14 protein-coding genes are annotated in these 14,193 nt (G+C 72.8%); 10 read left to right on the top strand and 4 right to left on the bottom strand.

The window, feature by feature from the left end; translation table 11 throughout:
• Nucleotides 1-26: 26 nt before the first annotated feature.
• Nucleotides 27-251 carry a DUF3107 domain-containing protein gene (locus CI785_RS14110; RefSeq protein WP_105032745.1) on the bottom strand — a complete coding sequence of 75 codons (225 nt, stop codon included), beginning with the start codon at nucleotides 249-251 and terminating at the stop codon, nucleotides 27-29.
• Between the two features lie 48 nt (nucleotides 252-299).
• Entirely contained in the window at nucleotides 300-920 is a 621-nt protein-coding gene (locus tag CI785_RS14105; RefSeq protein WP_105032744.1) for a TetR/AcrR family transcriptional regulator, read from the bottom strand.
• A 120-nt stretch (nucleotides 921-1,040) separates the two neighbouring features.
• Between CI785_RS14105 and moeB the strand changes: the two genes are divergently transcribed.
• Complete coding sequence (gene moeB / locus CI785_RS14100; RefSeq protein WP_105032743.1) at nucleotides 1,041-2,282, top strand: molybdopterin-synthase adenylyltransferase MoeB; 1,242 nt, start codon at nucleotides 1,041-1,043, stop codon at nucleotides 2,280-2,282.
• A 27-nt stretch (nucleotides 2,283-2,309) separates the two neighbouring features.
• Here the strand turns inward: moeB and CI785_RS14095 are convergent, their stop codons facing one another.
• Nucleotides 2,310-3,695 (bottom strand): glutamyl-tRNA reductase, encoded by a 1,386-nt coding sequence (locus CI785_RS14095; protein ID WP_105032742.1) that lies wholly within the window; start codon nucleotides 3,693-3,695, stop codon nucleotides 2,310-2,312.
• 182 nt (nucleotides 3,696-3,877) lie between these two features.
• Between CI785_RS14095 and hemE the strand changes: the two genes are divergently transcribed.
• The 8 genes from hemE to hemL all read left to right on the top strand — a co-directional run bounded on the left by hemE (nucleotide 3,878) and on the right by hemL (nucleotide 12,605).
• A complete protein-coding gene (gene hemE / locus CI785_RS14090) occupies nucleotides 3,878-4,939 on the top strand; it encodes a uroporphyrinogen decarboxylase (RefSeq protein WP_105032741.1) in 1,062 nt (353 codons plus the stop codon).
• A gap of 2 nt (nucleotides 4,940-4,941) precedes the next feature.
• Nucleotides 4,942-6,462, top strand: a complete 1,521-nt coding sequence (hemG, locus tag CI785_RS14085) for a protoporphyrinogen oxidase (RefSeq protein WP_105032740.1) — start codon at nucleotides 4,942-4,944, stop codon at nucleotides 6,460-6,462.
• Between the two features lie 72 nt (nucleotides 6,463-6,534).
• Nucleotides 6,535-7,254 carry a hydrogen peroxide-dependent heme synthase gene (gene hemQ, locus CI785_RS14080; protein WP_105032739.1) on the top strand — a complete coding sequence of 240 codons (720 nt, stop codon included), beginning with the start codon at nucleotides 6,535-6,537 and terminating at the stop codon, nucleotides 7,252-7,254.
• 47 nt (nucleotides 7,255-7,301) lie between these two features.
• Nucleotides 7,302-8,456, top strand: a complete 1,155-nt coding sequence (locus CI785_RS17585) for a ferrochelatase (protein WP_240615265.1) — start codon at nucleotides 7,302-7,304, stop codon at nucleotides 8,454-8,456.
• Nucleotides 8,453-9,403 (top strand): hydroxymethylbilane synthase, encoded by a 951-nt coding sequence (hemC, locus tag CI785_RS17580; protein ID WP_240615210.1) that lies wholly within the window; start codon nucleotides 8,453-8,455, stop codon nucleotides 9,401-9,403. The genes CI785_RS17585 and hemC overlap by 4 nt, the downstream gene beginning before the upstream one ends.
• 7 nt (nucleotides 9,404-9,410) lie before the next feature.
• A complete protein-coding gene (locus CI785_RS14070) occupies nucleotides 9,411-10,277 on the top strand; it encodes a uroporphyrinogen-III synthase (protein WP_105032738.1) in 867 nt (288 codons plus the stop codon).
• Nucleotides 10,274-11,257: a porphobilinogen synthase gene (gene hemB / locus CI785_RS14065; RefSeq protein WP_105032737.1), complete on the top strand. Its 984-nt coding sequence runs from the start codon at nucleotides 10,274-10,276 to the stop codon at nucleotides 11,255-11,257. The genes CI785_RS14070 and hemB overlap by 4 nt, the downstream gene beginning before the upstream one ends.
• Before the next feature lie 10 nt (nucleotides 11,258-11,267).
• Nucleotides 11,268-12,605 (top strand): glutamate-1-semialdehyde 2,1-aminomutase, encoded by a 1,338-nt coding sequence (gene hemL / locus CI785_RS14060; protein ID WP_105032736.1) that lies wholly within the window; start codon nucleotides 11,268-11,270, stop codon nucleotides 12,603-12,605.
• A gap of 115 nt (nucleotides 12,606-12,720) precedes the next feature.
• Here hemL and CI785_RS14055 read toward each other — a convergent pair whose 3' ends face one another.
• Nucleotides 12,721-13,527, bottom strand: a complete 807-nt coding sequence (locus CI785_RS14055) for a 3'-5' exonuclease (protein WP_105032735.1) — start codon at nucleotides 13,525-13,527, stop codon at nucleotides 12,721-12,723.
• 160 nt (nucleotides 13,528-13,687) lie between these two features.
• On the opposite strand from CI785_RS14055, the gene CI785_RS14050 reads away from it, so the two are divergent.
• Entirely contained in the window at nucleotides 13,688-14,164 is a 477-nt protein-coding gene (locus CI785_RS14050; RefSeq protein WP_105032734.1) for an MGMT family protein, read from the top strand.
• Nucleotides 14,165-14,193 lie beyond the last annotated feature (29 nt).

Here is a 14,193-nt window from a genome sequence, read left to right as displayed (position 1 = left end):
GCCGACCGCGGGTCCTCAGGACAGCGTCAGAGGGCGCCGAAGCCCACGCGACGTGTCTCCTCGGCACCGATCTCCACATAGCCGAGTACCGACACGGGGACGATCACCTGGCGTCCCTTGGAATCCTTGAGGCGCAGGTCGGTGCCGCCGCTCATCGCCTGGGACACGAGCTCGGCGATCGCGTCAGCGCTCTCGGAGGATTCGAGGATGATCTCCCGGTTGACGTTCTGGATACCGATCTTGACTTCCACGGCGTATGCCTCCTGTTGTATGGGCGTGCTACAGCTTCGAAAACTACCCTAGATCTCCTTGGGGAACCGGCTGATTCCGCGCCAAGCTAAACGGTAGATCAGCTCCGCCGCCGCATCGATGTCGAGGCTGCCGTCCGTCTCGAGCCAGTACCGCGCACTGATCTGGGCCATGCCGGCCAGTCCCCGGCCCAGCAGGGTGGCCTCGACCATCGACAGCTGCGTGTCGCCGGCGATCACTCCGGCGATGGCGTTCGCGAACTGGGCGTTGAACGCCTCGAGCCGCCTGCTGACATCGGGCTCGTTGCCGATGTCGGACTCGAACACGAGCCGGTGGGCCTGGCTGTCCTGCGCGATGAACTGGAAATATGCGCGCATGGTCGCGTGCACGCGCAGCTTGTTGTCATCGGTGGAGCGCAGGGCGTCCACGAGCAGTTCCGTGAGCTCGGCGAGGTGTCCGTCGAGCAGTGCGAGGTAGAGGTCGCGCTTGCCGGGGAAGTGCTGGTAGAGTACGGGCTTGCTCACGGAGGCCGCCTCGGCGATGTCGTCCATCGCGGCGCCGTGGTATCCGTTGCTCACGAAGACCTCCTGCGCCGCGGCGAGGAGCTGGCGCCGGCGTTCGTCCCGCGGCAGCCGGACGGCCTTTCCTGCGGTGGTCGGTTCAGCACTCACGGGAGGTGTTCCTCGGGCTCAGCGGGCGGGGGCGTCCGCCCAGTTTACCCACCCTCCCGTGTGCCGGTTTCCCGCGGGCCGCAGGTGGCCCGGGGGCCTCGCCGCACCATACCCTTGGGCATGACCGCTTCCCCGTCGTCGCCGCAGGCCCCCGCGAGTATCCAGGCTCCTCCGCCTTCCGGCGTACCGGAGCAGCTGCCGCCCCTGGTCGAGGCGACGGGCAGCCTGTCGCAGGAGGAGACGCTGCGGTACTCGCGGCACCTCATCATCCCCGGCTTCGGCACCGAGGCGCAGCTGCGCCTGAAGAACGCGCGCGTGCTCGTGATCGGCGCGGGCGGTCTGGGCTCTCCGGCGCTGCTGTACCTGGCGGCGGCGGGCGTGGGGACGCTCGGCATCGTCGACGACGACGACGTAGAACTCTCCAACCTGCAGCGCCAGGTCATCCACGGCATGCCGGACCTCGGCCGGTCCAAGGCGGCATCGGCCCGTGACAGCATCCACGCTCTGAACCCGCTGGTCGACGTGGTCCTGCACGAGGAGCGGCTGGACCGCTGGAACGCGCTGGAGATCTTCGCCGGGTACGACCTGATCGTCGACGGCACGGACAACTTCGCCACGCGCTACCTCGTCAACGACGCCGCAGCGATCCTCGGCAAGCCGTACGTGTGGGGCTCGATCCTGCGCTTCGACGGGCAGGTCAGCGTGTTCTGGCAGGACCACGGCCCCACCTACCGCGACCTGTACCCGGAGGCGCCCCCGCCGGGCTCCGTGCCCTCGTGCGCCGAGGGCGGCGTGCTGGGTGTGCTGTGCGGGCAGATCGGCTCCGTGATGGTCAACGAGGCCGTCAAGCTCATCACGGGCGTGGGCAGGCCGCTGCTCGGGCGGGTGCTGGTGTTCGACGCCCTGGACATGAGCTGGCGGGAGCTGCGCGTACGGCCGGACCCGGCGGCGGCGCGGATCACGGAACTCGTCGACTACGAGGAGTTCTGCGGCCTGCCGTCCAGGGCGCCGGCGGCACGGGACGGGGACCGGGTCCCGACCGTCACGGTCGACGAGCTCGCCGGACTCCTCGCCGCGCGCTCAGCGGGCACGGCGGACTTCGACCTGCTGGACGTGCGCACTCCGGAGGAGCACGCGATCGTGAGCATCGACGGCGCCACCCTGGTCCCGAAAGAGCTCATCCTCGACGCCGACGTGCGGATCGACAGTGGCAGGACGGTCTACGTGCACTGCAAGTCCGGTGTCCGTTCCGCCGATGTGGTGCGTTTCCTGCGGGAGCGGGGCCATCCGGCCGCATGGTCGGTGGAGGGCGGGATCATCGACTGGGTGCACAGGGTCGAACCGGACAAGCTCACGTACTAGCCGGCGCCCCCGGTCGCAGCAGCGCGGTCAGGCGCTGCGGGCCGGCCGTTCGTGGTCGACGGGGCAGACGGCGCCGTCCGGGTGGGCATGCCCGTGCACGAGGTCCCGCAGCACCACGGCGGCACCGGATGCCGGGTCCGCGGGGGCCTTCTCGGCGACCGGCGCGAGGTCGATGCCGTACAGCGCCTCGAGGGCGGCGGTGTAATCCTCCTGGCGTCCTTCCGCCGCGAGCTCCCGGGCGCGGACGGTCGGCACGTGCAGGAGCTGACGCACCATGCGCCGCAGGGCGAACTCGACCTCCTCGGCGGCGGCCGTGCAGCCGTGCTGCGCGCGGACGCGTTCCATCTCGGAGTCGAGGACCGCCTGGGTGTGCTGCCGCAGCGCCACGATGGCGGCGTTCATGGCCCGGGTGGTCTGCTGCTCCTCGAAGGAGCGGGCGGCCTCGCGGACGAGGTCGCCGGCCTGGGCGAGCGCGTCGGCCTGCTCCTCGGGAGCCGCGGCACGCACGGACTCGAGCGTGATGAGCTCGACGTCGGCGAGGGTCCCGACGGCGGGATCGAAGTCATGGCTGAGGGCGAGGTCGATGACGACGAGGGGGCGGTTGCTGCCCTCGCGGACACGCTCGACGTCGGCGGCGTCGATCCGCGCGTCGCTGCCGCTGCAGCCGATGACGACGTCGGCCCGGCGCATCGCGCCCGGCAGGTCGGCGGCCGTCACGGCGGTGCCGCCGCGCGTGGCGACGAAGGCCTCGGCGCGTCCCGAGGAGGAGAAGACGGAGATGTCGGTGCAGCCGCGGTCCTTCAGGGCGGCCATCGTGGCGCCCGCATAGGCGCCCGTGCCGAAGAGCACCACCGTCTTGCGGGACCAGTCGGCGTCGGCGGAGATGTCGCCGGCGAGCTCGAGGGCCACGGAGACGATGGAGCGCCCGCGGCTGCCGAGGGCCGTCTGCGCGCCCACGTCCTTCGCGGTCCTGGAGGCGGCCTGGAACAGGCGCACGAGGCCGCCGCTGGCGGCTCCCGAGCCCTGCGCCTCGATGAGGGCACGGCGCACCTGCCCGGCGATCTCGCGTTCGCCGATCACGGCGGAATCGAGTCCGGCGCCCACCGCGAAGAGGTGCTCGGCGACGCCCTGGCCCGTGTGGGTCTCGAAGGAGGCGGAGACCGACTGCTCGGGGATGCCCGAGTACTCGCTGATGGTCGAGACGATCGAGGAGCGGGCCGCCTCGACGTCGTCCTCGGTGGGGGCCTCGGCGTAGATCTCGAACCGGTTGCACGTGGCCAGGACGACGGCGCCGGAGACGGCCTGGTCGTCGGCGAGCACGGCGGCAGGGACCTGGGGGGCCCCGACGCTGAGCCGGGCGACCGTTTCCAGGTCCACGTTCGAGTGTGTCGCTACAAGTGAAAGAAGTACCACAACCCCTCGATCATACCGAGAACGGGTGTCCCGTACCGAATAGGCGATCCTTACCGCGGCTTGCCTTCCGCGGATTCCCGCGGGATCCTGCCCCTCCGGCAGGGGCGTGATCTTGGCCACGCGGCGTCCCGGCGCGCGGCCCCGGTTAACCATCCGCCGCGATCTTCGGCAGAATCGGCTGTATGGACCTTGGCGCATCGCACCCGCTGGTCGACGGACGCACGTCCGGTTCGGCCCTCATCTCGGCCTATCGGGGGCGGACGCCGCACCGGCGCCCCGTGTGGTTCATGCGCCAGGCCGGACGGTCGCTGCCGGAGTACCGGGCACTGCGCGAGGGCACGGACATGCTGGCCTCGTGCCTGGACCCGGAGATGGCCTCCGAGATCACCCTGCAGCCCGTGCGACGGCACGACGTCGATGCCGGCATCTTCTTCTCCGACATCGTGATCCCGCTCAAGCTCGCGGGCGTGGACGTGGACATCGTCCCCGGCGTCGGCCCGGTCCTCGGCAAGCCCGTGCGGTCGGCCGCCGACGTCGCCGCCCTGCCTACCCTCACCGGGGAGGCGCTCGAGCCCATCCGTCGGGCGGTCGCGCTCACGGTCGCCCAGCTCGGCTCCACGCCGCTGATCGGGTTCGCCGGCGCACCGTTCACGCTGGCCGCGTACATGGTCGAGGGCAGGCCGTCCCGCGACCACCTCGGGCCGCGCACCATGATGCACGCCGATCCCGACACCTGGCGCGCCCTGACGCAGTGGGCTGCCGACGCCTCGGGCATGTTCCTGCGCGCGCAGCTCGAGGCCGGCGCCAGCGCCGCCCAGCTCTTCGACTCGTGGGCCGGGTCCCTCGGCCTCGGGGACTACCGGACCCACGTCGCCCCGGCCTCGCGCCGCGCACTGGACCACGTGCGCGGCCTCGGCGCGCCCCTGATCCACTTCGGGACCGGGACGTCCGAACTGCTCGTCGCCATGCACGAGGTGGGCGTGGACGTCATCGGCGTCGACTACCGGCTGCCCCTCGACGAGGCGAGCCGGCGCCTCGGCGGGACCGTGCCGGTGCAGGGCAATATCGACCCGGCCCTGCTGCCCGCCCCGTGGCCGGTCCTGGAACGGCACGTCCGCGAGGTGCTGGCCGCAGGCGCCTCGGCGCCGGGCCATGTGGTGAACCTCGGACACGGCGTCCCGCCGGACACGGACCCGGACGTCCTGACGCGCGTCGTCGAGCTCGTCCACTCCGTGGAGCCGTAACCATGACGAAGGGCACGGCCGGCCCCGAGGGCGACGCCGCGACTTCGCCGTCCGGCGGCCCGCCGGAGCGTGCCCCGCGCCGCATCGTCGTCATCGGCGGAGGCATGGCAGGGCTCGTCGCCGCGCGGACGCTGCTGCGGCGGGGGCTCCGCGTCACCGTGCTCGAGCGCTCCGGCCGGTTCGGCGGCACGGTGGACGGGCGTCTGCTGGGAGGCTTCCAGCTCGACAGCGGCGCCGAGTCCTTCTCCACCCGTTCCGCGACCGTCCCCGCACTCGCCGCCGAGCTCGGGCTCGACGGCCGGATCGTCACCCCCGACGCCACCGGCGCCTGGGTACAGCTTCCGGGCAGGGACCTCCGGGCCTCCGCGCAGCCCCTGCCGAGCTCCGGAGTCCTCGGCATCCCGGCGGATCCGTCCGACCCGGCGATCACCGCGGTCATCGGCCGCAGCGGCTCCCTCCGAGCCGCCCTGGACAGGGTCCTGCCCGTCGGGCCCCTCGCCACGCGCAAGAAGGTGAGCCTCGGGGAACTCGTCCGGACGCGCATGGGGGAGGAGGTGCTCACCCGACTCGTCGCGCCGGTCGCGGGCGGCGTGTTCTCCGCCGACCCCGACGACCTCGACGTCGACTCCGTGGCGCCGGGGCTCCGGGCGACCATGGCCCGCCTCGGCTCCCTCGGTGCCGCGGCAGGGGCGCTGCGCCAGGCCGCGCCGGCCGGCGCCGCGGTCGCCGGACTCGTCGGCGGGATGGCGCAGCTCCGCGACGCCCTCGTGGCAGAGCTCACGGCCGACGGCGCCGATCTCAGGACGGGGGAGCAGGTCACGGGTCTCGTCCGGTCCGGCACGGGCTGGACGGTGACCACCGAGCACTCGACGCTGACGCGGCGCATCTCCGCCGACGGCGTCCTCGTGGCCACCGAGGGCCGCGCCGCCGTCGACCTCCTCGCACCGGCCATTCCCGCCCTGGCGGCCGAACGGCCGGATCCGGTCCCCGGCGTCGCCCTCGTGACGCTGATCGTCGACGTGCCGGAACTGGATGCCGCCCCGCGCGGCACCGGCGTGCTCGTGGCCCGCGGCGTCGAGGGCGTGGCGGCGAAGGCGCTCACGCACTCCACCGCGAAGTGGGCGTGGCTGCGGGACCAGGCCGGTCCCGGCTCGCACGTCCTGCGGCTGTCCTACGGGCGCGTGGGGGACACACCCGCCGACGTGGGGCTCGCGACGCCCGACGGCGCCCTCTACCGCCATGCGCTCGCCGATGCCTCGGCGCTGCTCGGCGTACCGATCCTCGAGGCGGACGTGCTCGACTGGGACGTGGTGCGCTGGGCCGGCGCGCTGCCCCACGCCTCGGTCGGGCACCGGGAGCGGGTGGCCCGGATCCGCGGACTCGTCGCGGACCAGTCCGCGTCCCTCGCCGTCACGGGCGGATGGCTCGCGGGAACCGGCCTCGTGGCCGTCATCGACGACGCCCGGGCCCGCGCCGGGGTGCTCGCCGACGCCCTCGCCGAGGGTCCTGCCGTCGCGCTGTGACGTTCATCTCTTCTACCCCTCGTAGAAGTGAAGGGATTCGGTTCGCCTCCCGGCGAGGGGCAGACTAGTACCATGACTGAGCACACCGGTACCGACCCCGCCCACGCTCCCCAGCAGACCGGAGAGGGCGCCGATGCCCCCAGTGAGCTGTTCTACACACTCTGGACGGTCTTCGCGCGCACTGCCGCGACCACCGGATCCGACGCCCGACAGCTCGAGGAGGTCACCTCGTCCTTCGCGGAGGACGGCGTGGTGCTCCGCGGCTTCTACGACGTCTCCGGCATGCGGGCCGACGCCGACGTGATGGTCTGGCTGCACGGGCCCCGCCCCGAGGACCTGCAGGCCGCCGTACGCCGACTGCGCCGCACCGAGACGTTCGCCGGGACCGGCGTGGTGTGGTCCGCGATGGGCGTCCACCGCGACGCGGAGTTCTCCAAGTCGCACAGCCCGGCCTTCTCGCGGGGGGTGGCCCCCGCGGAGTGGGTGTGCGTCTACCCGTTCGTCCGGTCCTACGAGTGGTACATCCTGCCGCAGGACGAGCGTCGCGAGATGCTGATGGACCACGGCATGAAGGGACGCAAGTACCCGCAGGTCATCTCCAACACGGTGTCATCCTTCGCCCTGAACGACTACGAATGGATCCTGGCACTCGAGGCTCCCGAGCTCGTGGACCTCGTGGACCTCATGCGGTACCTCCGGGAGACCGAGGCGCGCCGCCATGTCCGCGAGGAAGTGCCGTTCTATACCGGCCGGCGGATCAACCCCGACGAGATTGCAGAGGTGCTCCAGTGACGACACAGGCTTTCGACCCCCTCGAGGGTGTCGACGAGAACGGCCGCATGGCCCCGAAGGCGTACGACGCCGTGGTGCTCGCCTCCTTCGGCGGCCCGGAGGGGCAGGACGACGTCATCCCCTTCCTGCGGAACGTCACCCGCGGCCGCGGCATCCCCGACGAGCGCCTCGAGGAGGTCTCGCACCACTACCGCGCGTTCGGCGGGGTGAGTCCCATCAACAGCCAGAACCGCGCCCTGCGTGCGGCCATGGAGGCCGAACTGCGCGGGCGCGGCATCGACCTGCCCGTGTACTGGGGCAACCGCAACTGGGAGCCGTTCATCGCCGACACCCTGCAGGAGGCCTACGATGCCGGCCACCGCAAGGTCCTCGCCGTGACCACGAGCGCCTACTCCTGCTACTCGAGCTGCCGCCAGTACCGCGAGGACCTCGGCATGGCCCTCGTGAAGACCGGACTCGAGGGCAGGCTCGAGGTGGACAAGGTGCGGCAGTACTTCGACCACCCCGGCTTCGTCGAGCCGTTCGTCGAGGGCGTCGGCGAGGGACTCGCGAAGGTCCGCGCGGGGCTCGCCGGGCAGGGCACGCCGGACGCACCCGTCCACATCATGTTCTCCACCCACTCCATCCCCATGGGCGACGCCGAGGCGGCGGGACCCCGGGACGGCGAGGGCGGCCCAGCCCACGAGGAGGGTGCCTACGTGGCGCAGCACCTCGCGACCGCGCAGGCCGTGCTGGACCGCATCCCGGAGGCCGCCGGCGTCGAGTGGTCACTGGTCTACCAGTCGCGCTCCGGCGCGCCCCACATCCCGTGGCTCGAGCCGGACATCAGCGACGCGCTGCGCGACCGCTACGAGGACGGGACCCGCGGCGTCGTCATCGTCCCGCTGGGCTTCGTCTCCGACCACATGGAGGTGGCCTGGGACCTCGACACCGAGGCCATGGAGACCTGCGCCGAGCTCGGCATCGTCGCCGACCGCGTTCCCACCCCGGGCACCCACCGGAAGTTCGTCGAGGGCCTGGTGGACCTGATCCTCGAGCGCACCGTCGAGAACAACATCGCCGACCGCCCGGCGGCGACGGCCCTGGGGCCGTGGTACGACGTGTGCCGTCCCAACTGCTGCGCCAACCGCCGCGGCGAGAAGCCGACCGTCGCGGCCGTCGATTCCACCGTGGGGACGCCGCTGCCCAACCCGGGGATGTGACAGTGCCCGGTATCCGGGTCGGCACGCGGGGCAGTGCCCTCGCGCTGACCCAGACCACCACCGTCGCCGAGCGCGTGGCGGACCTCGCAGGGCTGCCGTACGAGCTCGTGCGGGTCCGCACGGAGGGGGACATCCTCAAGGGGTCGCTCTCCCAGATCGGCGGCACCGGGGTGTTCGTCGCAGCACTGCGGGACGCCCTCCTCGAGGAGCGGTGTGACGTCGCGGTGCACTCGCTCAAGGACCTCCCCACACTGCCCGCGCCGGGGCTCACGGTCGCCTCGGTCCCCGAGCGTGAGGACGTCCGGGACGCCCTGTGCGCGCGGGACGGCCTGACGCTCGCCACGCTCCCCGACGGTGCCCGCGTAGGCACGGGGTCGCCCCGCCGCGCCGCCCAGCTGAGGGCCGCACGGCCGGGCCTGGAGGTCGTCGACATCCGCGGGAACGTGGACACGCGGCTCGGGCGGGTGGCGGGGCTCGTCCCCGGGGCTCCGGGAGACCTCGACGCCGTCGTCCTCGCCGCCGCGGGACTGCGCCGGCTGGGGCGCGACGACGCCATCACGGAACTGGTCGACACCGACGTCATGCTGCCGGCGCCCGGCCAGGGTGCGCTCGCGGTCGAGTGCCGCGAGAGCGAGGCCACACCGGGCATGCGCGAGGCACTGGCGGCCTACGACCACCTGCCCACACGCCTCGCGGTGACGGCCGAACGTGCCGTCCTGCTGCAGCTCGAGGCGGGGTGCGCCGCGCCGATCGGTGCCCTCGCACGGCTGCAGGGAGACGAACTGGCCCTCGAAGCCGTGGTCTGCAGCCTGGACGGCCGCGCGATCCTCCGGCGTACGCGCTCGGCACCCGCCACGGATGCCGTCGGTGCGGCGCAGCTCGGGCTCGAGCTCGCCGAGGAGCTGCTCGCCGCCGGTGCCGCGGACATCGCGCCGCTGAAGGGCTGAGCCCTCCGTGGTGCAGGCCCGGGCCGACGCGCCGGTGGTCGTCCTTCGGCATCCCGCACGGTCCGTCCGGATCGCCGAGGCCCTGCGCTCCAGAGGCAGGGCTGTGTTCGCGCTGCCTCTCACCGACACGGAACTGCCCGAGGACCCCGGGGCCGTCACGGTGGAACTCGCGGCGCTGGGGCGCGGCCACTACGCGTGGCTCGTGGTGACGAGCGGCAACGGTGTGCAGGCCCTGGAGCTGCTGGCCCGGGCGCGGGGGACGACCCTGGCGGATGTCGTCCGCACCGGCGCTGCAAGGGTGGCCGCCGTGGGGTCGGCGACGGCCGGACTCCTGGCCGATGCCGGCTTGCTCGTCGACCTCGTCCCGGGGCAGGCGTCCTCCTCGGGCCTGCTCGATGCCTTCGGGCCCGGTCCCGGGTCGGTCCTCCTGCCTCAGGGCGACCTCGCCCCCGACGACCTGCGGGCCGGCCTGACCGCCCTCGGCTGGTCGGTGCGCCGCGTCACCGCATACCGCACCGTGCCCTATCCGGCGGACCCCGCCCGGCATCTGCCGGGCGTCGCGGAGGAGGGGGCGCCGCCGCCCCTGCTGTCCGCAGGCGACGTCCTCGGGTTCGCCGCGCGGCCTGTCCACCCCGCCGTCGTCTTCACGGCTCCGAGCACCGTGCTGCAGTTCCATGAAAGGCTGGGGGGCGGGCCGCTCGCCTTTCTGCCGGTGGCCATCGGGCGCACCACGGCCGCGGCCCTCCGGTCGCACGGCTGGGAGCCTGCCGCGACGGCCGCGGAGCCGACCCCGCAGGGGATCGCGGCGGCCGTCGAGGAAGCCTTCACACGCGGCGTGCCCGTCGCCGCATCACGGAACGGAGATCAGCCATGAGTTTCCCCCAGCACCGGCCCCGGAGGCTGCGCTCGACCCCTGCCCTGCGGCGCATGGTCGCGGAGTACCGCGTCCATCCGTCCGAGCTGATCCTGCCGGCCTTCATCCGGGAAGGGCTCACCGAGCCCTCGCCCATCCTGTCCATGCCGGGCGTCGTGCAGCACTCCACGGACTCCCTGAAGCGTGCGGCGGCCGAAGCCGTGGAGCGGGGCGTGGGCGGCATCATGCTCTTCGGCATCCCCGAGCACCGCGACGCCACCGGCAGCGCGGGCATCGACCCCGACGGCGTCCTCAACCGGGCGATCGCCGACGTCCGCGCCGAGGTGGGCGACGACCTCGTGGTGATGAGCGACGTCTGCCTCGACGAGTTCACGGACCACGGCCACTGCGGCGTGCTCGCCGAGGACGGCTCCGTGGACAACGACACGACCCTGACCCTCTACGCGCGGATGGCCGTCGAGCAGGCCAACGCCGGCGCACACGTCCTCGGCCCGTCCGGCATGATGGACGGCCAGGTGGCCGTCATCCGCCAGGCGCTCGACGAGGCCGGACACCAGGACACCGTGGTGCTCGCCTACGCCGCGAAGTACGCCTCCGCGTTCTACGGGCCCTTCCGGGAGGCCGTCGACTCGCAGCTCGTCGGCGACCGGCGGACCTACCAGATGGACGCCGCGGACAGGCGCGAGGCGATCCTCGAGGTGGAACTCGACATCGAGGAGGGCGCCGACATGGTCATGGTCAAGCCGGCCATGAGCTACCTCGACATCCTCGCCGACGTCGCCGCCATGTCCCCGGTCCCCGTCGCCGCGTACCAGATCTCGGGTGAGTACGCCATGATCGAGGCGGCGGCCGCGAACGGCTGGATCGACCGTCGTCGCGCCATCGAGGAGTCCGTCCTCGGCATCAAGCGCGCAGGTGCGCAGATGATCCTCACCTACTGGGCCTCGGAGCTGGCGCTCTGGCTCGACGAGAAGAACTAAGGAACCCGCCATGACCACATCCCCGACCACGTCGGACACCCTGTACGAACGCGCCCGCGCCCTCATGCCGGGCGGCGTCAATTCGCCCGTGCGGGCCTTCGGTTCGGTGGGCGGTACACCGCGCTTCCTCGTCGACGCCCACGGCGCCTACGTGACCGACGCGGACGGGCAGGAGTACGTGGACCTCGTCTGCTCGTGGGGTCCGGCGCTGCTCGGGCACTCGCACCCGGACGTCATCGCCGCCGTCCACCGCGCTGTCGACCACGGGCTCACGTTCGGCGCCTCGACGCCGGCCGAGGCCGACCTCGCACAGCTCGTGAAGGAGCGCGTCCCCGCCGTCGAACTCCTGCGCATGGTCTCCACCGGCACCGAGGCCACCATGACCGCGGTGCGCCTGGCGCGCGGGTTCACCTCGCGCAACCTCATCGTGAAGTTCGCCGGCTGCTACCACGGCCACGTCGACAGCCTCCTCGCGTCCGCAGGATCGGGCGTCGCCACGCTGGCGCTGCCGGGTTCGGCCGGCGTCACCGAGGCGACCACGGCCGAGACGCTGGTGCTGCCGTACAACGACGTCGAGGCAGTCGAGGAGGCCTTCCGGACGCACGGCGACTCCATCGCCGCCGTCATCACGGAAGCCGCCCCCGCGAACATGGGCGTCGTGACGCCGGCGCCCGGCTTCAACGCGTTCCTGAGCCGCATCACCTCCGAGCACGGCGCGCTGTTCATCGTCGACGAGGTCATGACGGGTTTCCGCACGCATGCCGGCGGGTACTGGAAGCTCACCGGCGGGGCGGACGACGCCGAGCACCCCTGGACGCCCGACCTCCTGACGTTCGGCAAGGTCATCGGCGGGGGCATCCCGGCGGCGGCACTCGGCGGACGTGCGGACGTGATGAACTACCTCGCTCCGATCGGGCCCGTCTACCAGGCGGGCACGCTGTCGGGCAATCCGATCGCCATGGCGGCGGGCGTCGCGACCCTGACGGCCGCCACCGACGACGTCTACCGCCATGTCGACGCGCGCTCGCTGGAGGTGAGCGACGCCCTCACCGCGGAACTCTCGAAGGCCGGCGTCGACCATTCGATCCAGCGGGCCGGGAACCTGTTCAGCGTGGCGTTCGGCACCGCCGAGCACGGCGTGTGGAACTACGCCGACGCCCAGGCGCAGGAGGCGTTCCGCTACGGACCGTTCTTCCACTCCATGCTGGACTCGGGCGTCTACCTCCCGCCGTCGGTGTACGAGGCATGGTTCCTCTCCGCCGCGCACGACGACGCCGCCATGGAACGCGTGCACGCCGCACTTCCCGCCGCGGCGCGGGCGGCGGCGGCAGCGGTTCCGGTCGACTGACGGCAGCGGCCGCGGCTGCAGCGCCGTTCCGCGGCGTGCCGGCCCGCGACGGGCCGGTTCCCGCGCGGCCTGCAGGCCCACTCCCCGCTGGGCCTGCAGGCCGGGGGGCATCGCATCAGCCCGCGATCGGCGCCGTCCGGAGGGAAGGCGCCGATCGTCCGACGGGCGGCACGGTGTCGACCGGTCCCGCCCGCAGCGCCGTCGGCGGCTCCACCGGAGCCGGGCCCGGATCCTCCGGCGGCGCGATGACGGGCCATGCCCGCTCGATCACGGCGTCCGGCTCCGTCCGCCGGAGGTACTCCTCGAAACCGGCCGCCTGCCGCTCCGCCCAGACGATGAGTGCGGCATGGAGGTCGGTCGCCGGTCGCCGGAGGAACGCGTACCGGTCGGCGAGGATCCTGCCGATCTCGAGGGTCGCGAGGACATCGGCGGCAGACGTGTGCGCGTTCTCGAAGCGGACGCCGTAGTGCTCGCACAGCGCCGTCAATGTCCGCTTGCCGCGCCGGTACCGGTCCGCCTGCTTGTCCATGACGTAGGGATCGATCACGGGCGAGGGGCGCGGGACGGGCACCTCATGGCGGCGCCCCTCCTGCTCCAGCACCGTGAAGTCGTACCGGGCGTTGTAGGCCAGCACGGGGGTGCCCTCGCCGAAGAGTCGTGCGAGGACCGCCGCGATGCCGCGGACCACCTCCACGGCGGCCAGTCCGTGAGCGCGGGCGTGCTCCGTCGAGACGCCGTGGATCGCGGCGGCTCCCTCCGGGATCTCGACACCCGGGTCGGCCAGCCACTCGTGGTGCTCGAGCACCTCGCCGCTGCCGTCGACGAGGACGATCGTCGCGGTCACGATCCGTGCCGACAGCGGGTCGCGCCCCGTCGTCTCGAGGTCGAAGGCCGCCCGCGGACCCTCATGCCAGCTCGTCATGCGACCACCGTACTGGCGGGCTCCGACGCTTTGGCGGAGCCCTCCGGCGAGCGCCGCCCCAGGCGGTGTCGCCACCCGGGGACGGCGGACCATGGGGCCGCTCCGCCCTGACGGCACGCTGCGACGGGTGGCGGGACGAGGGCCGGGCTACTGTTGGCGCATGCATCCCCGACCCGCGGGCAGTGTCGAGCCGGAGCCGCAGGACGCCGCCGGGCCGGGTGGGGCACCGTCCCCGCGCGTCGACCCCGACGCATACGTCGAGGCCGTGCTCGCCGTCGCCGGGATGATCCCCGCACGCCGCGTGCTGACGTACGGGGACATCGCCGAACTCCTCGGCTGCGGCGGTCCCCGGCAGGTCGGCAGGGCCCTGTCCCGCAGCACCCGGGACGTCCCGTGGTGGCGCGTCCTGCGCGCCGGAGGCCACCCGCCGCGCGGCTTCGCCCTGCCGGCGCGACGCCACTACGACGACGAGGGCACGGCCCTGTCCCTCCCGTCGGGACCGGCGGGCCCCGAGGAGTACCGCGTCGATCTCGGCGTCGCCCGCTGGTGGCCCTCGGAGGCGGACCAGGCGCGGATGGCAGGGCTCGGTGAGGCACTGCAGGCCGGGCGAGAGCGCCAGCCGTTGCGCTGCCGCTGATTGTCCGTGGCATGTGATGGTCTTGAGGC

The organism is Arthrobacter ruber, from assembly GCF_002954225.1.
In the GTDB taxonomy this organism is placed as follows: domain Bacteria; phylum Actinomycetota; class Actinomycetes; order Actinomycetales; family Micrococcaceae; genus Arthrobacter_D; species Arthrobacter_D ruber.
This window is presented reverse-complemented; position numbering and strand designations above follow the sequence as displayed.